Source organism: Patiriisocius hiemis (assembly GCF_031846325.1).
Taxonomy (GTDB): Bacteria; Bacteroidota; Bacteroidia; order Flavobacteriales; family Flavobacteriaceae; genus Patiriisocius_A; species Patiriisocius_A hiemis.
The window spans coordinates 37,115-56,967 of the sequence record NZ_JAVRHZ010000004.1 but is presented as its reverse complement, the minus strand read 5'-3'; the positions used below and the strand labels follow the sequence as shown (position 1 = coordinate 56,967).

Sequence of the window (19,853 nt, the reverse complement as noted above, 5' to 3'; positions counted from 1 at the left end):
ATAAAACTGACATGCCTAAAATAACAACAAATCCAGCATGAAAGTGAATAACTTATTTTGGAGAATGACATAGAGATGTTTATTTTAGCATTCATTAAATAAAAAATTATGAAAAAAATAGTAATAATAGCATTAGTATTAGTGGCTGGAATTGCTACTGCAAATGCGCAGGCAAAATTTAAATTTGTAACAGAAACAATAGATTATGGTACTGTCGCAAAAGGTAGTGATGGTGTAAGAGTATTTGAATTTACTAACGTAGGCAATGAGCCACTAGTAATTACAGATGTAAAGTCTACTTGTGGATGTACTGTCCCAGAAAAACCTGAGGGTCCAATAGGTCCAGGTAAAAAAGGGCAGATTAAAGTTAAATATGACACTAAAAATAAAGTTGGTCCTATTAGAAAAAATATAACTGTTTATTCAAATGCAGATGAGCCAGTAAAACTTCTAAAAATTAAGGGAGAGGTTTTAAAAGACGGTCAAAGTATACTAGAAAAGACAAAATAAAACTTTATTATAAGTAACAACAAAACCGTTTCACAATGAAGCGGTTTTTTTTATTAAAAAACTTTTTTAAGCACAAATCGAACCCTTTTTTTAGTTCCATTTTTATCTAAGATTTCCATTGTAATCCTTTTTCCAGCTTTTGAAGAAAAAAGTTGGTTAATTTCAAATAGTTTCCATTGATGGGCTTGCTTACCATTAATCAATACAACCTCATCTCCTTTTTCTATACCAGAAATAAATGCTGGAGAATCTTTTCTTACTTCTGCAACAATATATTTAGGCACTAATTTGAATTGAAATCTTTGGATAGAGCTAATGGTATTTATAGAGCTTGAATTATTATCATTAGTCGTAGAAGAGTATCCATTTGACACACGCTCTTGTTTCTTCTCCAGCTTGTAATCAAGTCCATTATGCTCTAAAGTTAGCCCGCTCATATTGTAATAAAACGGATCAGAAAAATTAGAGTTTTTCTTTAAAGTGAGTTTCTTATTAGTAAAATCGATTATAGTAGTAAATCTTTTAAAAAAATTACCCCCAAGGCTACCATCACGTTTCTTAAATTTTCTTGCATTTTGTAATGATACACTATCAGGAAATGCTACCGTTATTTCCTTAAAGTTGAAGCTTCCAAGCTTTACTTTATCAATTCTAGATCTCTTACCATAAATATTCCCACTTAAACCCAGCCCCAGAAAATCGTCAAAATAATTTTTAGGTTCTTCTGTTAGAATATTATATTCATTGAATAGCCATAGTGCATCGCTAGAGCCAGTATCTACAAGCAACAGTAAATCCTCTTTTTCATTTTCTATATTTGCTTCAACCTTTATAAATGCTTTATTTTTATTAAACACTAAATTAAATGTTTCACACTTTCTACATTTTTTAGGTGAATAAAAATCAGGATCATAAAACTTTAAAGTTTTTGACACATAGTTTGTTTGAACAACAAATTTTTTAAAAAAATCATATCCTAATATTCCATGAATAGGGATTCCCATTCTTGGTGAAAAATTAAGAGATTCGTCAAAAATAAAATACAGAGTATGGTTAAAATCTATTGCATCTCCTATTCTAACTTTATTCCCTATACTTTTAAGCCCATCAATAGCATCTCCTTCACCCAAGCCTCTTAACTTTATAGGTGTAGTATCTTTCACCTCTAAAGAGTCATTTTCAGAAAGACTAAAAATTATAGTTGCATTTACTCCTGTATCCAATAAAAAAGATAGCTTCGTCCCATTAACTTCAACAGGGATTACAACAAGATTGTTAACTAGCTCAAAGTTAATTCTATCCTTTTTTTTTCCTTTTAACAAAGAGAAGCCTTGCTGTGCATTCAAACAGAAAGTACTTAGCAATAAAAAAACTATGCTACAGTAAAAGAATTTTGATTGAAGATTCACTATATCAATATATAAATTTTTACTTTTAAGACTCACTAATTCCTGTGATTTAACAAATAAATTTTGCAACTTTGTTTTTAAAACAAATTCTATGCCTTCTGTATCTAATAAAGGGCTAAGCATGCCAGAATCACCTATTAGAAAACTGGTTCCCTTTGCCGAAAAAGCCTATAAGCAAAACAAAAAAGTATACCATCTTAATATTGGACAGCCTGATATAAAGTCACCACAAGTTGCTATGGACGCTGTTTCATTGCACTCGCTTGATATTTTAGCTTATACTCGCTCTGAAGGCTCTGAAGAATACCGCAAAAAGATTGCCAATTATTACAAAGCAAATAATATTAATGTCGCTCATGATGACATTATTGTAACAACTGGGGGTAGTGAAGCTCTTCTTTTTGCAATGGGAAGTATTGCAGACGTGGGAGACGAAGTAATTATCCCAGAGCCATTTTATGCAAACTATAATGGATTTGCCACGGCTTCTGGAGTTAAAATTGTTCCTGTAATTTCTAAAATTGAAAACAATTTTGCATTACCTCCTATTTCAGAATTTGAAAAATTAATTACTTCGAAAACAAAAGCAATATTAATTTGCAACCCCGGAAACCCTACTGGGTATTTATATTCTAAGGAAGAAATTCAAAAACTTGCAAAAGTTGTAAAGAAACACGATTTATTTTTGGTTGCAGATGAAGTATATAGAGAGTTTACCTATGATGGTGTTGAACACTACTCCATATTGCAAGAAGAAGACCTTGCAGAAAATGGTATTATTATAGACTCTGTTTCAAAAAGATATAGCATGTGCGGTGCAAGAATTGGTTGTTTAGTTTCAAAAAACAAACAAGTTATTAATACTGCACTCAAATTTGCTCAAGCTAGGTTAAGCCCTCCAACTTTTGCTCAAATTGCAAGTGAGGCTGCTTTAAAAACCCCACAAAGTTATTTTGATGATGTTATTGTAGAATATAAAGAAAGACGTGACACGTTAATTAAATTAATTACTGCAATTCCAGGTGTAAAAATTGGCACCCCTAAAGGTGCTTTTTACTGCATTGTAGAGCTACCTGTAAAAGATAGTGATGCCTTTGCACAATGGCTACTAGAAGACTTTGAATATGAAGGGGAGACCATTATGGTTGCACCTGCTGCTGGGTTTTACTCAAGTCCGGGAGTTGGAAAAAATCAAGTAAGAATTGCCTATGTTCTTAATATTGAAAGTTTAACCAAGGCGGTTAAAATATTAAGATTAGCACTCGAAGCCTACAAAGACTAATGCAAATTGAAGTAAATAAATCCCTCAAAGATTTCAACACTTTTGGTATTGATGTTAAAGCTAGTCAGTTTTGCTCTATATCTTCAGTAGCACAGTTGCAAAAAATACTTTCAGAGAATGATATCTCTAATCTTTTTATTTTAGGTGGTGGCAGTAATTTATTGCTTACCAAAGATATCGAGGGCTTAGTACTTCATCTAAATATAAAGGGAATTGAGGTTATTAAAGAAACCGAAAATGAGGTATTTCTAAAAGTAAATTCTGGTGAAAACTGGCATGAGTTTGTCCAATATTGTATTAAAAATAATTTTGGAGGAGTTGAGAATCTATCATTAATTCCTGGAAATGTTGGCACAGCACCCATACAAAATATTGGTGCTTATGGGGTTGAACTTAAAGACGTTTTTTATTCCTGCAATACGATAGAAACCAGAACCAATAAAGAAAAAACCTTTACAAACAAGGATTGCAAGTTTGGTTATAGAAACTCTATTTTTAAGAATGAAGCAAAAGGGAAATATATTATTACAGATGTTACTTTCTCACTTACAAAAAAGAAACATAAGCTAAGTACTAGTTATGGGGCAATTCAGGCAGAACTAGAAAAAAACAACATAACTAATCCCACTATAAGTGATGTTTCCAAGGCTGTTATTTCTATAAGGAAATCTAAACTTCCGGACCCAGCAGAAATAGGAAATAGTGGTAGTTTTTTTAAAAACCCAGTTATAGACAATCAATCTTTTAATGAGTTTAGGTTACAAAACCCCGAAGCTCCATTTTACGAAGTTTCTCCTACACAATATAAAATACCAGCTGGATGGTTAATTGAGCAATGTGGTTTTAAAGGAAAGCGTTTTGGAGATGCAGGTGTCCACAAAAAGCAAGCGCTTGTATTAGTTAACTATGGGAATGCAACAGGAAAGGAAATTTGGGAACTGGCATTAAAAATTCAAGAAACTGTAAAAAACAGCTTCTCAATTTTTATAGAGCCAGAAGTAAACGTGATTTAGTTTTTAATAGCTAATGGTTTATCTACAATATGCACTATTCCATTAGACCCTAAAATATCACTTTTACCAATAACAGCCTTGGCCCCTTTTATATCTTTAATGATAATGTCATTTCCAGATTTAGATGCGGTTAGTTCAGTTCCAGCAAGAGAGGTCATTTTATAAGAACCTCCATTTTCTTTAATTTTTTGTACTAACATGCTAGAATCTATTTCACCAGAAACAATATGATTTTTTATAACGTCTAGTAACATTTGCTTATTACTAGGGTTACTTAGCGCTTTGCTGGTGTCATCTGGTAATGACGTAAACCCTTCATTTTTTGGAGCAAAAATTGTAAAAGGACCAGCATCTTTCATTAAAGTGTCAGTAAGCTCCGAGCTTATGATAAAACTACTTAACATTTTTAATTCTGGAGTAGCCATTACTTTTGCCATTACACTCCCTACTTGTACTTTCTGTTCTACCGTTAATTCTTTCTTTTCCTTTTTTAAAAATTTTGCTTTTTCAGGGTCTATTGGTTTCTGTTCTTTTTTCTCTTCTTTACAGCTAAAAGACACAAAACAAATAGATAAAACGATGAGTATAGATAGTATTTTTTTCATAATTACAGAATATTAAGATACTTCAAAAATAAGTAAATAAGGTGCATATCCATAATAAAGATTGTATTTTTGTACTTCAAAATTTATATTTTTTGAAATGAAGATTTTATTAGTTACCATAGGACTATTATTACTTGCTTTTGCAGGAATTGCTATTAAGCTTTGGGCAAAAAAAGATGGAGAATTTGCAGGCACTTGTGCAAGTCAAAACCCAATGCTTAATAAAGATGGAGAAGCTTGTGGTTTTTGCGGCAAAACTCCAGATCAGTTTGATTCTTGCACACAAGAAGAACACAAAAACTAATTCATCATCTTACCACTACTTTTTCTATATACTTTTATAGGAATAGCCCTCATTAATATTGGGTACTACATTTTATTTGCTAATTACTCGTTCTCTAAAGTTTCTAGAGGATCAACAAAGGCTAATTTTCCAATATCAATTATTGTATGTTCTAAAAATGAAGAAAAAAATTTACAAGAGAACATTCCCTTATGGCTAGCCCAGAACTATCACAACTTTGAACTTATTTTAATAAACGATTCATCATCAGATAACACATTAAGTGTAATTGAAAAGTTTAGCAATCAAGACAGCAGAATTAAAGTTGTTGATGTAAAAAATATTGAAGCTTTTTGGGCAAACAAAAAATACGCTCTAACATTAGGGCTGAAAAAAGCTATTAATAACAATCTCCTTTTTACTGATGCGGATTGCAAACCTGCATCTAACAGTTGGTTAGAAGAAATGGCAAGTCATTTTAACCAAGAAAAACAACTTGTATTAGGATATGGGCCTTACATTAATAACAAAGGCTTTTTAAATGCTCTCATTCGTTTCGAAACTCTTATTACCGCCATACAGTATTTTAGTTACGCAAAAGCAAATAACCCCTACATGGGAGTTGGTAGAAATCTAGCTTACACAAGTGAGCTATATTACAAAAACAATGGTTTTATGTCTCATATTAAAATAACCTCTGGAGACGATGATCTTTTTGTAAATGAAGTAGCAACAAAAACCAATGTTGCAATTTGTGACACCCCAGAAAGCTTTACCTATTCTGTTCCAAAAAAAACGTGGAAAGCTTGGATTCTTCAAAAAAGAAGACATATCACTACTGTTTCTCACTATAAAACAAAGCATAAAATAGCTCTAGGCGCCTATTATATTTCTACACTATTATTTTGGATTGGAGTAGCGATGAGCTTTTTTATTCTTAATTGGATAGTTGCATTAACAATAGTAGCTACTAGAGTCCTGTTTCAATATATATCTGTTGGAAAAGGGGCAAAAAAACTTCAAGAAAGCAACTTAATTTTATGGATTCCTTTTTTAGAATTATTTCTCATTTGTTTCCAAATGTTTATCTTTATTTCTAATAGTATTTCAAAACCATCTCCTTGGAAGTAACCAAAGAATTTATTATTCAAAATATTAAAGAAGCCAAAAAGGGAAAACAAAAAGCTTTTAAATTTTTACTAGACCACTACTGGAATCAAGTATATGGTTTTCAGTTAAAAAGAGTTCAAAATGAGTATGAAGCAGAAGATATAACTATTGAAGCTTTCTCTAAAGCATTTGATAAAATTCACACTTTTGACGAAAAATATACCTTTAGTACTTGGCTTACTACAATATCAAAAAACATACAAATAGATAAAAGCAGGAAAAAAAATGCTTCTATATATGCCCAAACTACAAATACTAGTGATGACCAAGTAAAAAAAATTGCAGATCACACACCAACTGCAGAAGACACGTTAATTAAAGAACAAAACTTAGTTGAATTACTTCGGTTTATAAAACAATTAAAACCACACTATCAAGAGGTTATAAATCTTAGATATTTCCAAGAAATGTCCTATAATGAAATTTCTGAAAGTTTAAAAGAGCCTCTAAATAATGTAAAAGTACGACTCCTTAGAGCAAAAAAACTACTTGCAGAGATTATAACAGAAAACAATAATCATTGAAACAAACCCTTAAAAAATTAGGCCCTGGTTTTTTATTTGCTGGAGCAGCAATTGGGGTATCACATTTAGTACAATCTACACGAGCTGGAGCAGATTTTGGGTTTGGATTACTCTGGGCACTTCTTTTAATTAATGCTGTAAAATATCCATTTTTTGAGTTTGGTCCTAGGTATGCTTCAGCAACCGGAAAAAACTTAATAGATGGTTATAAGAATTTAGGAAAGCCTGTTTTATATGGGTATTTTATAATCACATTTGCTACAATGTTTACTATACAAACAGCTGTCACAATAGTTACTGCTGGGATTGCAACTTCCTTATTTGGTACAGGCTCCATTGTAGTATGGACAGCAATTATTACTGGAGTATGTTTCACTATTCTAATAGTTGGCCGTTATAAGTTCTTAGACAGTTTAATGAAGTTAGTTGTACTGTGTTTAACGCTTAGCACTATTATAGCAGTCGGTCTTGCTTTTTCAAAAACTGAAGCTATTACACTCACGCAAGAGTTCCCAATAGAAGCCGCCTCAATTCTTTTCTTAATAACCTTTATGGGTTGGATGCCAGCTCCTTTAGACATATCGATCTGGCAATCTATATGGACACAAGAAAAATACAAACTAGACACTACCATTTCTTCAAAGCAATTTAAATTTGACTTCAATACAGGGTATATAATGACGGTCTTTTTAGCAATTGGTTTTTTATCGTTAGGGGCTTTAGTACTTTATAATAGTGGTAAGACATTTTCAAATAAAGGAGGGGAATTTGCAAATCAACTTATTGGTATGTATACCTCAAATCTAGGAGAGAATACCAAAATAATTATTGCGATTGCTGCTTTAACAACAATGTTTAGCACAACTCTTACAACTTTAGATGCCTCTCCAAGGGTAATGAATAAAACCACAGAGCTACTCGCAGGTAAAAAAAGAAGTAAAGGGTATCTGTTTTGGCTACTCATTTTAATAGCTGGAACTCTTGGTATTTTCTTTTTTTTACTAAATGAAATGAAACTACTAATAGATATTGCAACCGTTTTATCTTTTATAACAGCTCCTTTTTACGCTATAGCCAATTATAAAGTGGTGACAAGTAAACAGATGCCGGAAAAAGCAAAACCCTCAAAATTTATGAGAGTTTATAGTATTGTAAGTATATGTATCCTTATTGGATTTAGCTTTTGGTATATCGTTACAATTCTATAAGTAAGAAAGCTATTTATTGTATCTTTGTACTAGCTATGAGTACAGAAACCCTAGAAATAAAAAAACCAACCCCAAAGCCAAAATGGCTACGTGTAAAATTACCAACTGGTAAAAAATATACCGCACTACGTGGATTGGTAGACAAATACGATTTACATACTATTTGCACCTCTGGAAGTTGTCCAAATATGGGAGAATGCTGGACAGAGGGTACTGCAACTTTTATGATTCTTGGAAATATATGTACACGATCTTGTGGTTTTTGTGGAGTAAAGACAGGAAGACCAGAAACGGTTGATTGGGATGAGCCAGAAAAAGTAGCGCGCTCTATAAAGCTTATGGAAATTAAGCATGCCGTAATAACATCGGTAGATAGGGACGATATAAAAGATATGGGGTCCATTATCTGGGCAGAAACAGTAAAGGCGATACGACGAATGAACCCTAATACTACACTAGAAACACTTATCCCAGACTTTCAAGGTGTTACTAGAAATATAGACAGGATTATTGAAGTAAAGCCTGAAGTTGTTTCTCACAACATGGAAACGGTAAAAAGACTTACAAGAGAAGTGCGTATTCAAGCTAAATATGAACGTAGTCTAGAAGTATTAAGATATCTAAAAGAACAAGGTATAAATAGAACCAAAAGTGGCATCATGCTAGGCCTTGGAGAGCGCGAAGATGAAGTACTGGAAACACTACAAGACTTAAGAAATGTAGGGTTAGATATTGTAACCATAGGTCAATACCTGCAACCTTCAAAAAAGCATTTACCCGTAAAGGAGTTTATTACACCAGAACAATTTAAAAAGTACGAGACCATTGGTCTAGAAATGGGGTTCCGTCATGTAGAAAGCGGTGCATTGGTTCGTTCTTCTTATAAAGCTCAAAAGCATCTTACCTAAACTAAACACCACTAGATATGGCAGCAACAATTAAAGTTGGCATCAATGGATTTGGTAGAATAGGCAGAACACTATTTAGAACATTATACAATCACCCACAGATTAAAGTAGTAGCTATTAATGATATAGCCCCTATTGAAACTATGGCGCACCTTTTAAAATATGATAGTATTCATGGTGTTTTGCATGAAGAAATTTCTACAAAAAATAATACACTAGAAGTTGGAAGTCAAAGCTTTTATTATTCTTCAGAGCAAGAAATAAGTAACATAAACTGGAAAGATGCATCCCTAGTTATTGAATGTACCGGAAAGTTTAAAACTAAAAATGTCTTAGAAAAACACCTAACTGGTTCTGTAAAAAAAGTAATTCTTTCTGTCCCACCTTTAGAAGATGAAATTAAAACAATTGTTTTGGGGGTGAATAATAAAATTCTCTCTAAAGAAGACACTATAATTTCTAATGCCTCCTGCACTACAAATAATGCAGCACCTATGTTAAAAGTAATACATGAATTGTGCAACATAGAGCAGGCTTACATAACTACTGTACACTCATATACCTCAGATCAAAGCTTACATGACCAGCCGCATAGAGACTTACGAAGAGCGAGAGCAGCGGGTCAATCTATTGTTCCCACAACAACGGGAGCTGCTAAAGCATTAACCAAAATTTTTCCAGATCTGGCATCGGTAATTGGAGGTTGTGGCATTAGAGTACCTGTTGCTAATGGTTCTTTGACAGATATTACTTTAAATGTAAGTAATAAAGTAAGTATAGAAGAGGTAAATTCTGCTTTCAAAAAAGCTTCAGAAACTAACCTTAAAGGTATTATGCAATATACTGAAGACCCCATTGTTTCTATTGATATTGTAGGAAATCCATATTCTTGTATTTTTGATGCAGGTATGACCTCAGTAATAGGGAAAATGATTAAAATTATAGGCTGGTATGATAATGAGGTAGGGTATTCTAATCGAATAAAAGATTTAATCTTACATATTCAGTAAAAAAATACCTCAATTTTCGAGGAAATAACTATATTTAACGCTCAAGTACAATAGTTTGAACTATTTAAGCTTACAAAGAAATACCCGTTTACTCCTATTTTTTGCGTCCTTTTTATGTCTATTGACACTTAGCGCGCAAGAAACTAGGAGTGACTCTATTATTGCTGTAAAGAATGCTTTAAAGACTGCCAAAGAGTCAATGTTAAAAATGGAGATTCCTGAAATTATTAGCAACCTTGAGTTATCTAATAGTTACGCGCCCTCTTTAGACGACAATACCCTAAAAGCTAATGTTTTACTAGAACTAGCTAGACTAAATTACTTAACAGAGAATTACCCAAAAGCAATTATTGATATTGATAAAAGTATCATGTTTCTTGAAAATACTCCTAATAAAGAATTACTTGCTAGATCTCATGCTTTAAAAGGTTTTATAACCATAAAGCAGAACAAGTTTTCTGAAGCTACTAATAGTTTTAAAGTAGTTGATGACATCTTAAATTTGAATCCTAATGAATTAATTAATGCTAAAAATTTATCAGGAAAAGGATTGCTTGCCATGCAAACTAATGAATATGAGGTAGCAGTTAACTATTTTGATGCATCTATCCCTATTTTTAATAGTAATGAAGATTACTACAATGAAGCTTTTTCACATATTCACAAGGCTGAGTCACTACTACACTTCCCAGAAGAGATTGCTGAAAATGCAATAATAGAAGCAAAAAAAGCTATAGATAAAGCCAAGCCTATTATTGAAAATAACGATTTTATTAAATTAAGTCAGAATTATTATAAGGTTTCGGCTATGCTAGGTTTTAGGACTGGAGATATTGAAAAAGCCGAAAGTAATTTTACTAATTATCAAGCAACTACTTCAAAGTTAAATGAGCTTTATATTTTGGCTACATCAGAAGGAGTAGATAGTGAGTTTAATATTGTAGATCTTAACAATAAGATAAAAGAGCAAGAGCAAGACATTGCAGATCAACAAAAATCTATAAGTTTTACCAAAATGACTACAGCGCTTAGTGTGGCACTTATAGTTATTCTATCGCTTCTAACGTTATCCCTTTACAAAAACAATAATCTAAGAGCAAAGGCTAACGACCTTTTACAAGATAAAAATACCGAATTGGAATTGGCTAAAGAAAAGGCAGAAAAAGCCTCTTTAGCAAAAGCTCAATTTTTATCAACCATAACACACGAGCTTCGTACGCCTATGTACGCAGTTACTGGTCTTACAGACTTGTTAATGGATGAAAACCCAACTCCAAATCAAAAAGAACACCTCAACTCCTTAAAGTTTTCTGGAGAGTATTTACTATCACTAATTAATAACATACTAGACCTCAACAAACTAGACGCAAATAAAGTAGAGGTTGAGAAAACAACTTTTAGTCTAGAAAAAAGATTAAAAGATGTACTAATTGCTCTTAAAAAATCTGCTGATGATAGAAACAATGTCATTAAACTAGAGTTTGATGAATCTATCCCTAAAAAGTTAATTGGTGATCCATTAAAAATATCTCAAATATTTATAAATCTTGTTGGTAATTCTGTGAAGTTTACTGAAAACGGAAAGGTTACAATAAGAGTTAAAAACAAAGAGAAAAAGAATAATAAAATCTTATTGCTCTTTGAGGTTGAAGATAATGGTGTTGGTATTTCTAGAAAAAAGCAAAAAAGTATTTTTGAAACTTTCTCACAGGCTTCTCTTCAAGTGAACAGAAAATTTGGTGGAACTGGTTTAGGGCTATCAATTGTAAAAAACTTATTACAATTACTTGACAGTAAAATTCATCTAGAAAGCCAGTTAGGTAAAGGGTCTAAGTTCTGGTTTACTATAAATTTTGGCGTTGTAGAATTAAGCGAAAAAGAAGTACACAAGAAAGAAGAATATGTTGTTGATTTCTCAAAACTAAAAAACAAGAAAATTTTAGTTGTCGAAGACAACAAAATCAACCAGATGATTACTAAAAAGATTTTAGAAAAGAACAATATTATCTGTGAAGTGGCAGATAATGGTTTGGATGCAGTTAAAATGGTTGGAGATACTAAATACGATTTAATTTTAATGGACATTCACATGCCAGGGATAAGTGGTGTAGAAGCTACTAAAAAAATAAGGTTATTTAACGAAAGCATCCCTATTATAGCACTTACTGCCGTAACTATTGATGAAAATCTTGACACCTTCTTTGAAGCTGGGTTTAATGAAATTATTCCTAAACCATTTAAAACTAATGACTTCTTTGAGAAAATATACAAAACACTTGAAAGTGTTCAAAAAGAGTTTAGTGACCTATAAACTATTAGACTTGTAGTTCTTTATTTCTTCTAATATAGTTTCTTTAAATACCTTTTCTTGATTTCTTAAAATCATGGTTTTTATTGGCAAGTAATACAATGCATATTTTCTAAGAGGTTCTTTCAGGCGCATAAAATCCTTTTCAGTAGTGATAATAATTTCATTTTTTTTAAGCCTTTCAATTTCTTTGTCAGAGAAGTTATGATGGTCCGGAAAATGCTCGTGTTTAAAACTAAACTCTTTATCTTTTAAAAATTCAACGAGTGGGGTAGGGTTTGCAATTCCAGTTACAAGTGTAAAGTCTTTATCTTTTAGGTATTCTAGCGGGAGTGTTTCAGAAACACCAAAGATTTCTTTGTCATAACTTATTTTTGAAAAATATAGTTTCTGTTCCGGTTTTAACTGCAATCTATATTCAATCTCTTGCATCTTAGCATAAGAGAGTTTTTCAGGGCATTTTGTAACTACTATGATTGAGGCTCTTTTAATTCCATTTTTAGACTCTCTTAGGTTTCCTGTAGGTAAGTGAAAATCATTTGTATATAAATCATTAAATGATGTTAATACAATATTTGTTGAGGCCTTTACTTTTCGATGCTGAAAAGCATCATCTAGTAAAATTATTCCTGCTTTTTCTTTTAACTTCTCTATTCCTTCCCTTCTATTTGCACATACTGAAACAGTTACATCTGGAAAGTTTTGTTTTATTTGCAATGGCTCATCTCCTACTTGTAGCACACTATGATTAACATCGACCTCTATATAACCAGAAGTTTTTCTTTTATACCCCCTACTCAATACTGCTATTTTAAAGTCTTCTTTTAATAACAAAATTAAGTATTCTATCATTGGAGATTTTCCGGTTCCACCTACAGAAAGATTACCCACACAAATTACAGGAAGATTGTAAAATGTACTTTTTAAAATACCAGTATCATACAAATAGTTTCTAGTACTTGTAATAACCCAATATAAAATGGTAAATGGAAAAAGCAACCATCGCAATACTTTCATACAGTCAAAAATACAAATTACAATACACTACACTCTCAAAATTATAAACTCTTATCTTTACCATAAAACCAAATACTATGAAAATTAAAGATATCATAGCGTTATTACAAGACTTTGCTCCTCTACAATATGCTGAGGATTTTGATAATACAGGCTTATTAGTTGGTAATGCAAACAAAGAAGTTTCAAATATTTTAGTAACTCTAGACACCCTTGAGGAAGTTGTAGATGAAGCAATTGAAAATAATTGTAATCTAATTGTAAGCTTCCACCCTATTATATTTTCTGGATTAAAAAAAATTACTGGTAATACCTATGTGGAACGTGCCGTGCTCAAAGCAATAAAAAATGATATTGCCATTTTTGCAATCCATACAGCTTTAGATAATAGTTTTGAAGGAGTAAATGCTAAGGTAGCAGAGAAACTTCAGCTTCAAAACACTAAAATATTAATTCCACAAAAAGGCACAATTAAAAAACTAGTTGCTTTTGTCCCTAATGAAAATTTAGAAGAGGTTAGGAGTTCTCTATTTAAAATTGGTGCTGGTGCTATTGGAAATTATGATAATTGCAGCTTTACTTCTGAAGGACATGGTACTTTTAAAGGAAATGACAACTCTAACCCCGTAAAAGGAAAAAAAGGCAACTTTGAGGTACAAAAAGAAACAAACCTAGGAATCACTTTCCATAAGCATCTAGAAAGAAAAGTGATTGAAACTTTGTTAAAATCACACCCATATGAAGAGGTTGCTTATGAAATTACAACCTTAGAAAACACAAACCAGCATATTGGTATGGGTATGGTGGGCGAATTGCAAAATGAGCTTAGTGAGGGTAAGTTTTTACGTTTTTTAAAACAAACAATGAAAACTGAATGTGTTAGACATTCAAAATTTACAGATAAGCCAATAAAAAAAGTAGCTGTTTTGGGTGGTAGCGGTGCTTTTGCAATAAATGCTGCCAAGTCAGCAGGAGCAGACGCGTTTGTGTCTTCAGACTTTAAATATCATGACTTTTTCAAAGCAGAAAACAATATTTTATTGGCAGATATTGGACATTATGAAAGTGAACAGTTTACAAAAGAACTTTTAGTTGATGTGCTTACAAAAAAAATTACTAATTTTGCACCTGCCTTATCGGGAGGTAAGGTTGTTTTATCACAAGTAAACACCAATCCAATTAGCTATTTTTAACGTATGGCAACAAAGACAGAAATTACTGTAGAAGAAAAATTAAGAGCCTTGTATGATTTACAATTAATCGATGCAAGAATTGATGAAATTAGAAATGTTCGCGGAGAACTGCCATTAGAGGTGGAAGACCTTGAAGATGAAGTGGCAGGCATGAACAAGCGTCTGGAAAAGCTTAATCTTGAACTTGAGACTATTGAAGATAGCATTAAGGCAAAAAAGAATCAGATTGAAGAGTCTAAAGAGCTTATAAAAAAATATACGAAACAACAAGATAACGTTCGTAACAATCGTGAATATAATTCTTTAAGTAAAGAAGTAGAATTTCAAGAGTTAGAGATTCAACTTGCCGAAAAGCACATTAAGGAATTTAAAGTTCAGATTGAACAAAAAAATCTTACAATAGAGGAAACTAAAGATCGCCTTACTGCTAGAGAAGAACATTTAAAGCATAAACAAGGAGAACTAGATGAAATTCTTAAAGAAACTGAAAAAGAAGAGCAAGCACTTATAAAAGAATCTCAAAAGTTCGAAAAAAAGATAGAAGATCGTCTAATTAAGGCATACAAAAGAATTCGTTCTAATGTAAAAAATGGTCTTGCTGTTGTAGCTGTAGAGCGTGGTGCATCTGGAGGTTCATTTTTTACAATTCCACCTCAAGTACAAATGGAAATTGCATCTCGTAAAAAAATTATTACAGATGAGCATAGTGGACGTATCCTTGTAGATCCTACATTAGCTGATGAAGAAAAAGAAAAAATGGAAAAACTATTTACTAAATTAAAGTAATTTTTTCCCTTTAAAAATTATATAAAGCCCTCGTATTATTACAAGGGCTTTTTTTTATCTTTATAATCAAACATTAAAACAAAACCTCATGCATTTTAAAAGAGTAGCTATCTTATTTTTAATTTTTACAACTTTCTCCTGTGCAGAATTACAAAACGTTGTAAATTCATTACCAAATGGAGGTGTTGGAACCGACCCTACAATGATTGCAAATGGATTGAGACAGGCATTAGATTTTGGAATTGACAAACAAGTTTCTAAGCTTACTCAAAAAGATGGTTTTTATAAAAATCAATTAGTAAAAATTTTACTCCCACAAGAATTGCAAAAGGTCGATAGAACTTTAAGAGACATAGGACTTGGTAGCCTTGCTGATGAAGGGCTTAAAGTGCTTAATAGAGCTGCAGAGGACGCCGTAAAAGAAGCAACACCAATATTTGTATCTGCTGTAAAAGACATTACCTTTAATGATGCAAAAAATATTCTACTTGGGCCAGATAATGCTGCCACATCTTATTTAAAATCTAAAACAAATTCTGCCTTGTACTCAAAATTTAATCCGGTCATACAAAATTCTTTTTCTAAAGTAGGTGCAGATCAGGTATGGACAAACATTATTACAAAATATAATAGTGTCCCTTTTGTTAACAAAGTAAATCCAGACTTAACAGATTATGTGACAAATCAAGCCCTAAAAGGAGTTTACACTATGATAGCTGTTGAAGAAAAACAAATTAGAACAAAAGTTTCTTCTAGAACTACTACGCTATTAAAACAAGTTTTTGCATTACAAGACTAGTCAAATTATTAAAAATTAACTTTTTAGTATCTACTTTAATATAGAATTAACCAAGCATTAATAAAATTACAGAAATACTGCCTATATATTTGTAGCGTAAGAATTTAGGTATGTTTGGATGGTTTAAATCAAAAGAAAAGTTGGAGCGCTTAAAAGAACGCTACACTTATTTAATGCGCAAATCCTACAAAGTAGCATTAAAGGATGAAAGAGAAAGTGATAGAATACAACAACGAGCGAAAGAAATTTTTGATGAAATAAAATACCTTTCTTTAAAAAATGCAGATAAATAAATTAATGTAACGACTTAAAGTAATTAAAACTATCCTTAAGTCTTGAACCATACCAACTAAAATATTCCCCATCCACTAAAAGAACTTCTGTGTTAAGTTCTTTTTTTAGTTTTATCATATCCTGTTCTTTAAATGGAAAAGGCTCAGAAGAAAGTAAAACTAAATCTGCTTTTTTTAAATCAGTAATTGACACCTCTGGATATCTAGAGTTTTTTTCTGAAAGGTTTTTGTAGTTGTTTAGTTTAAGTAAAGTATTAATAAAGGTGTCTTGTCCAGCAACCATAAAAGGGTTTTTCCATATCAAATAATAGACACTCTTTTCAACAGGCTGAAAATTCTTCAAAAAACTTGCTTTGGAGCTTTTAATACCCTCAATTAGTATTGAAGCATTTTGGGAAACATTAAATATCTCTCCTATGCTATGTATCATTTCAAAAACATGTTCAATTGTATAAATATCGCTAACCCACACAGGTGCAATTAATGATAAACCCTCTACTATTTCTTTAGTATTCTCCTCTTTATTACATATAATTATATCTGGACGTAATGCTTCAATCTTTTTGTAATTTACATTTTTTGTACCTCCCACAACAGTAATGTTCTTACGCAAATCTTTGGGGTGTATACAAAATTTTGTGACTCCAACTAGGTTTTCTCGTAAACCTATATCAACAAGTAATTCGGTTTGAGAAGGAACGAGTGAGACAACCCTTTTAGGAGGTTTCGAAAACTGTAGTTTTCTTCCTAATTGATCAACACACTCCATTATTTATAAAAAATTATTTTGAAAGAATTTGCTGCATTTGAGATTGTAACTCCTTTGCTTTGCCAGCAGCAGCTTTAGCAAAGTCTTTTTCAGAAGAAGCATAAATAATACCTCTAGAAGAATTAATAAGTAATCCCACGTTTTTTGTCATTCCATATTTACAAACATCCTTAAGGTTACCTCCTTGAGCACCTACCCCAGGCACCAACAAAAAGCTATCTGGTATAATTTCTCGTATCTTACTTAAGTATTCTGCCTTAGTGGCTCCAATTACATACATTAAGTTTTTTGCATTTTCCCAAGTTTTCGAGGTCCTTAATACTTCATTATAAAGTGCATCTCCATTAACTTTTTTGGTCTGAAAATCGAAAGCACCTTGGTTAGAAGTTAAGGCCAGAAGAATGGTGTGTTTATCTTTAAAAGACAAAAATGGCTCTACAGAATCTTTACCCATATACGGAGCCACAGTAACAGAGTCGAAACCTAAATCTTCAAAAAAAGCTTTTGCATACATCTTTGAAGTATTACCAATATCTCCCCTTTTTGCATCTGCAATGGTGAAAATTTCTGGGTAATTACTATTTAAATAGGCAATTGTTTTCTCAAGAGACATCCACCCTTTTATACCGTATGCTTCATAAAAAGCAGTATTAGGCTTATATGCTACAGCTAGATGATGAGTGGCATCAATAATCGCTTTATTAAAAGCAAAAATAGGATCCTCTTCCTGAAGTAAATGTTTTGGAATTTTATCTAAATCTACATCTAGTCCAATACATAAAAAGGATTGTTTCTTTTTAATCTCTAAAACTAAACTTTCGGTAGTCATAGGTTAAAATGTTTCTCCAGATTCTTTTAGTTTTTCTGTATTGCTTACCAACTGTAACTCATCTATTATTTTCTGGATATCTCCGTCAATAATATTGCTTAAATCATAAAGTGTAAGGTTTATTCTATGATCAGTTACACGTCCTTGCGGATAGTTATAAGTTCTAATTTTTGCACTACGGTCACCACTTGTTACCATAGAACCACGCTTTTCTGCATCTTCAGCTTGCTTTTTTGCTAGCTCCAAGTCGTATAATCGTGAGCGTAACACTTTAAAAGCCTTTTCCTTATTTTTATGCTGAGATTTCTGGTCTTGACATTGTGCTACCAATCCTGTGGGCTCATGCGTTAAACGTACTGCAGAGTAGGTTGTATTTACAGATTGTCCTCCAGGTCCAGAAGAGCAAAAGTAATCTATCCTAACATCTTTAGGGTCTATTTCAACATCAAATTCTTCGGCTTCTGGAAATACCATGACAGTTGCAGCGCTTGTGTGCACTCGTCCTTGTGTTTCAGTTTGTGGCACACGCTGCACACGGTGTACACCTGCTTCAAATTTTAAAACTCCATATACATCATCACCTTCTATTTCAAATTGGATTTCTTTATATCCTCCACTTGTACCTTCGCTAAAATCCACAACACTAGTCCGCCAGCCTTTACTTTCACAATACTTAGAGTACATTCTAAACAAATCACCTGCAAATATACTAGCTTCATCACCACCCGTTCCTGCTCTAATTTCCATTACGGCATTTTTAGCATCTTCAGGATCTTTAGGTATCAATAAAAACTTAATTTCTTCTTCTAGCGGAGGAATTTTAGATTTAGCTTCGTCTAACTGCATTTTTGCCATCTCCACCATCTCATCGTCGCTTCCGTCTTTTATAATTTCTTCTGCTTCTTCTATTCGCTCCGTAGCCAAAAGATACTCTTCACGTTTATCCATAAGCAAACGTAAATCTTTGTATTCTTTATTAAGCTGAACATATTGTTTCTGGTCGCTTATAATATCTGGCTGAATGATAAGGTCGCTTACCTCATCAAATCTATTTTTTACAATCTGTAATTTCTCTAACATACTTTAAATTCTATTGAAAGAAGGTTTCAATATAGCTTTCAAATTTACAATAAATAAAGAAAGCATTCAATCTAAGCAAAGTAGAATATTATAGAATAAACTCCTTTTCTTTAAGTACTAGATTATTTGAAATTTGAGTTTCTCTGTTAATAGAAAAGTTTAATAATAAAATAAGTGAGAGCAAGTAAAAAATTCTTTCAAAATAAAACGCTACTTGGAACTCAAAAAAGTAAGCAGCGAGCCCTGCTAAATCACACATAATGATTGACATAACAAGGTATAAAAAAAGTAAAGGTGTTTTTCCAACATATCGTTCATTATATGAAAAACCTACTAAACCTAATAAAATTAGAAGCACAGATTGCAGCATAAACAAAACATACTGTGTTGTATTGTCAAGTTTTTGGACTATGATATCTGAAAGGTAAAATACATTAACCACATTGAGTATTACTAAAGTTAAAACGAATACTAATATAATGGGAGTAGACTTTTTAAATTTTACTTTAAGTAATACCAATAATACTACTAGAATGTAAGCAAAATTACCAAAGACAAAACTCATTGTTTTTGAAAAGGGGTCTTCATAGTCTAAGACAAATATGTCTTTTATTAAGAATGCTAATAACGCTACAAAAAGAAATTTAAATTTATATCCTTTATAAAAAAGTGAGTATACTAATACAATAGTTGTTGAAGCAAGCCTAACGTATCTACTTACTTGTAAATCATAAAAATATATTACTAGTAAATTAATTAAAATTAAAAAAATTGAAAGATATAGTAAGTTCCTATACTTTTTAGGTAGTATTGTTTTCATACTTTAATTAGTTAATTGTAGGTAATTACTTACGTAA

Annotated in this window: 21 protein-coding genes; 14 read left to right on the top strand and 7 right to left on the bottom strand. The window is 32.0% G+C overall.

Annotated features, from left to right (window positions below; translation table 11 throughout):
* Window positions 1-108 precede the first annotated feature (108 nt).
* Window positions 109-510: a DUF1573 domain-containing protein gene (locus RM538_RS08105; RefSeq protein WP_311332917.1), complete on the top strand. Its 402-nt coding sequence runs from the start codon at window positions 109-111 to the stop codon at window positions 508-510.
* A gap of 53 nt (window positions 511-563) precedes the next feature.
* On the opposite strand, the gene RM538_RS08100 is transcribed toward RM538_RS08105, so the two are convergent.
* The gene (locus tag RM538_RS08100; RefSeq protein ID WP_311332916.1) at window positions 564-1,988 is read right to left on the bottom strand and encodes an aspartyl protease family protein; all 1,425 of its coding nucleotides are present in this window, start codon (window positions 1,986-1,988) and stop codon (window positions 564-566) included.
* Between the two features lie 22 nt (window positions 1,989-2,010).
* On the opposite strand from RM538_RS08100, the gene RM538_RS08095 reads away from it, so the two are divergent.
* Both RM538_RS08095 and murB read left to right on the top strand, forming a co-directional pair.
* Entirely contained in the window at window positions 2,011-3,201 is a 1,191-nt protein-coding gene (locus RM538_RS08095; RefSeq protein ID WP_311332915.1) for a pyridoxal phosphate-dependent aminotransferase, read from the top strand.
* On the top strand, window positions 3,201-4,214 hold the full coding sequence (murB, locus tag RM538_RS08090; protein WP_311332914.1) for a UDP-N-acetylmuramate dehydrogenase: 1,014 nt from the start codon (window positions 3,201-3,203) through the stop codon (window positions 4,212-4,214). The genes RM538_RS08095 and murB overlap by 1 nt, the downstream gene beginning before the upstream one ends.
* Here the strand turns inward: murB and RM538_RS08085 are convergent.
* Window positions 4,211-4,819, bottom strand: a complete 609-nt coding sequence (locus RM538_RS08085; protein ID WP_311332913.1) for a fasciclin domain-containing protein — start codon at window positions 4,817-4,819, stop codon at window positions 4,211-4,213. The genes murB and RM538_RS08085 overlap by 4 nt on opposite strands.
* Before the next feature lie 97 nt (window positions 4,820-4,916).
* On the opposite strand from RM538_RS08085, the gene RM538_RS08080 reads away from it, so the two are divergent.
* The 7 genes from RM538_RS08080 (at window position 4,917) to RM538_RS08050 (ending at window position 12,233) form a co-directional block, all read left to right on the top strand.
* Entirely contained in the window at window positions 4,917-5,123 is a 207-nt protein-coding gene (locus RM538_RS08080; protein WP_311332912.1) for a membrane or secreted protein, read from the top strand.
* Window positions 5,124-5,126: 3 nt separating this feature from the next.
* Entirely contained in the window at window positions 5,127-6,233 is a 1,107-nt protein-coding gene (locus tag RM538_RS08075) for a glycosyltransferase (RefSeq protein ID WP_311333071.1), read from the top strand.
* Window positions 6,224-6,796, top strand: coding sequence for an RNA polymerase sigma factor (locus RM538_RS08070; RefSeq protein WP_311332911.1), 573 nt, complete (start codon window positions 6,224-6,226; stop codon window positions 6,794-6,796). The genes RM538_RS08075 and RM538_RS08070 overlap by 10 nt, the downstream gene beginning before the upstream one ends.
* On the top strand, window positions 6,793-8,004 hold the full coding sequence (locus RM538_RS08065) for an Nramp family divalent metal transporter (protein WP_311332910.1): 1,212 nt from the start codon (window positions 6,793-6,795) through the stop codon (window positions 8,002-8,004). The genes RM538_RS08070 and RM538_RS08065 overlap by 4 nt, the downstream gene beginning before the upstream one ends.
* Window positions 8,005-8,039: 35 nt before the next feature.
* Window positions 8,040-8,912: a lipoyl synthase gene (gene lipA / locus RM538_RS08060; RefSeq protein ID WP_311332909.1), complete on the top strand. Its 873-nt coding sequence runs from the start codon at window positions 8,040-8,042 to the stop codon at window positions 8,910-8,912.
* Window positions 8,913-8,929: 17 nt separating this feature from the next.
* A complete protein-coding gene (gap, locus tag RM538_RS08055; protein ID WP_311332908.1) occupies window positions 8,930-9,922 on the top strand; it encodes a type I glyceraldehyde-3-phosphate dehydrogenase in 993 nt (330 codons plus the stop codon).
* 121 nt (window positions 9,923-10,043) lie between these two features.
* Window positions 10,044-12,233 (top strand): response regulator, encoded by a 2,190-nt coding sequence (locus tag RM538_RS08050; RefSeq protein WP_311332907.1) that lies wholly within the window; start codon window positions 10,044-10,046, stop codon window positions 12,231-12,233.
* Here the strand turns inward: RM538_RS08050 and lpxK are convergent.
* The gene (lpxK, locus tag RM538_RS08045; protein ID WP_311332906.1) at window positions 12,228-13,247 is read right to left on the bottom strand and encodes a tetraacyldisaccharide 4'-kinase; all 1,020 of its coding nucleotides are present in this window, start codon (window positions 13,245-13,247) and stop codon (window positions 12,228-12,230) included. The two genes, RM538_RS08050 and lpxK, sit on opposite strands and share 6 nt — an antisense overlap.
* Window positions 13,248-13,324: 77 nt before the next feature.
* Here lpxK and RM538_RS08040 point away from each other — a divergent pair, with 77 nt between their 5' ends.
* From RM538_RS08040 to RM538_RS08025, 4 genes are all read left to right on the top strand, one after another.
* The gene (locus RM538_RS08040; RefSeq protein ID WP_311332905.1) at window positions 13,325-14,440 is read left to right on the top strand and encodes a Nif3-like dinuclear metal center hexameric protein; all 1,116 of its coding nucleotides are present in this window, start codon (window positions 13,325-13,327) and stop codon (window positions 14,438-14,440) included.
* Window positions 14,441-14,443: 3 nt separating this feature from the next.
* Complete coding sequence (locus RM538_RS08035) at window positions 14,444-15,226, top strand: zinc ribbon domain-containing protein (protein WP_311332904.1); 783 nt, start codon at window positions 14,444-14,446, stop codon at window positions 15,224-15,226.
* Between the two features lie 88 nt (window positions 15,227-15,314).
* Window positions 15,315-16,025: a DUF4197 domain-containing protein gene (locus RM538_RS08030; protein WP_311332903.1), complete on the top strand. Its 711-nt coding sequence runs from the start codon at window positions 15,315-15,317 to the stop codon at window positions 16,023-16,025.
* Between the two features lie 110 nt (window positions 16,026-16,135).
* Complete coding sequence (locus tag RM538_RS08025; RefSeq protein WP_311332902.1) at window positions 16,136-16,318, top strand: Lacal_2735 family protein; 183 nt, start codon at window positions 16,136-16,138, stop codon at window positions 16,316-16,318.
* A 1-nt stretch (window position 16,319) separates the two neighbouring features.
* Here the strand turns inward: RM538_RS08025 and RM538_RS08020 are convergent, their stop codons facing one another.
* The 4 genes from RM538_RS08020 to RM538_RS08005 all read right to left on the bottom strand — a co-directional run bounded on the left by RM538_RS08020 (window position 16,320) and on the right by RM538_RS08005 (window position 19,816).
* Window positions 16,320-17,087, bottom strand: a complete 768-nt coding sequence (locus RM538_RS08020; RefSeq protein ID WP_311332901.1) for an ABC transporter substrate-binding protein — start codon at window positions 17,085-17,087, stop codon at window positions 16,320-16,322.
* 13 nt (window positions 17,088-17,100) lie between these two features.
* On the bottom strand, window positions 17,101-17,916 hold the full coding sequence (pyrF, locus tag RM538_RS08015) for an orotidine-5'-phosphate decarboxylase (protein ID WP_311332900.1): 816 nt from the start codon (window positions 17,914-17,916) through the stop codon (window positions 17,101-17,103).
* A 3-nt stretch (window positions 17,917-17,919) separates the two neighbouring features.
* A complete protein-coding gene (gene prfA, locus RM538_RS08010; RefSeq protein ID WP_311332899.1) occupies window positions 17,920-18,996 on the bottom strand; it encodes a peptide chain release factor 1 in 1,077 nt (358 codons plus the stop codon).
* An 88-nt stretch (window positions 18,997-19,084) separates the two neighbouring features.
* The gene (locus RM538_RS08005; RefSeq protein ID WP_311332898.1) at window positions 19,085-19,816 is read right to left on the bottom strand and encodes a hypothetical protein; all 732 of its coding nucleotides are present in this window, start codon (window positions 19,814-19,816) and stop codon (window positions 19,085-19,087) included.
* Window positions 19,817-19,853: the final 37 nt, after the last annotated feature.

What these genes read in the sequence shown, in the direction of transcription:
- RM538_RS08105 (WP_311332917.1), top strand. Translation starts at nt 109, where the DNA reads ATGAAAAAAATAGTAATAATAGCATTAGTATTAGTGGCTGGAATTGCT.
- RM538_RS08095 (WP_311332915.1), top strand. Translation starts at nt 2,011, where the DNA reads ATGCCTTCTGTATCTAATAAAGGGCTAAGCATGCCAGAATCACCTATT.
- murB (WP_311332914.1), top strand. Translation starts at nt 3,201, where the DNA reads ATGCAAATTGAAGTAAATAAATCCCTCAAAGATTTCAACACTTTTGGT.
- RM538_RS08085 (WP_311332913.1), bottom strand. Translation starts at nt 4,819, where the DNA reads ATGAAAAAAATACTATCTATACTCATCGTTTTATCTATTTGTTTTGTG.
- RM538_RS08080 (WP_311332912.1), top strand. Translation starts at nt 4,917, where the DNA reads ATGAAGATTTTATTAGTTACCATAGGACTATTATTACTTGCTTTTGCA.
- lipA (WP_311332909.1), top strand. Translation starts at nt 8,040, where the DNA reads ATGAGTACAGAAACCCTAGAAATAAAAAAACCAACCCCAAAGCCAAAA.
- gap (WP_311332908.1), top strand. Translation starts at nt 8,930, where the DNA reads ATGGCAGCAACAATTAAAGTTGGCATCAATGGATTTGGTAGAATAGGC.
- lpxK (WP_311332906.1), bottom strand. Translation starts at nt 13,247, where the DNA reads ATGAAAGTATTGCGATGGTTGCTTTTTCCATTTACCATTTTATATTGG.
- RM538_RS08040 (WP_311332905.1), top strand. Translation starts at nt 13,325, where the DNA reads ATGAAAATTAAAGATATCATAGCGTTATTACAAGACTTTGCTCCTCTA.
- RM538_RS08035 (WP_311332904.1), top strand. Translation starts at nt 14,444, where the DNA reads ATGGCAACAAAGACAGAAATTACTGTAGAAGAAAAATTAAGAGCCTTG.
- RM538_RS08030 (WP_311332903.1), top strand. Translation starts at nt 15,315, where the DNA reads ATGCATTTTAAAAGAGTAGCTATCTTATTTTTAATTTTTACAACTTTC.
- RM538_RS08025 (WP_311332902.1), top strand. Translation starts at nt 16,136, where the DNA reads ATGTTTGGATGGTTTAAATCAAAAGAAAAGTTGGAGCGCTTAAAAGAA.
- RM538_RS08020 (WP_311332901.1), bottom strand. Translation starts at nt 17,087, where the DNA reads ATGGAGTGTGTTGATCAATTAGGAAGAAAACTACAGTTTTCGAAACCT.
- pyrF (WP_311332900.1), bottom strand. Translation starts at nt 17,916, where the DNA reads ATGACTACCGAAAGTTTAGTTTTAGAGATTAAAAAGAAACAATCCTTT.
- prfA (WP_311332899.1), bottom strand. Translation starts at nt 18,996, where the DNA reads ATGTTAGAGAAATTACAGATTGTAAAAAATAGATTTGATGAGGTAAGC.
- RM538_RS08005 (WP_311332898.1), bottom strand. Translation starts at nt 19,816, where the DNA reads ATGAAAACAATACTACCTAAAAAGTATAGGAACTTACTATATCTTTCA.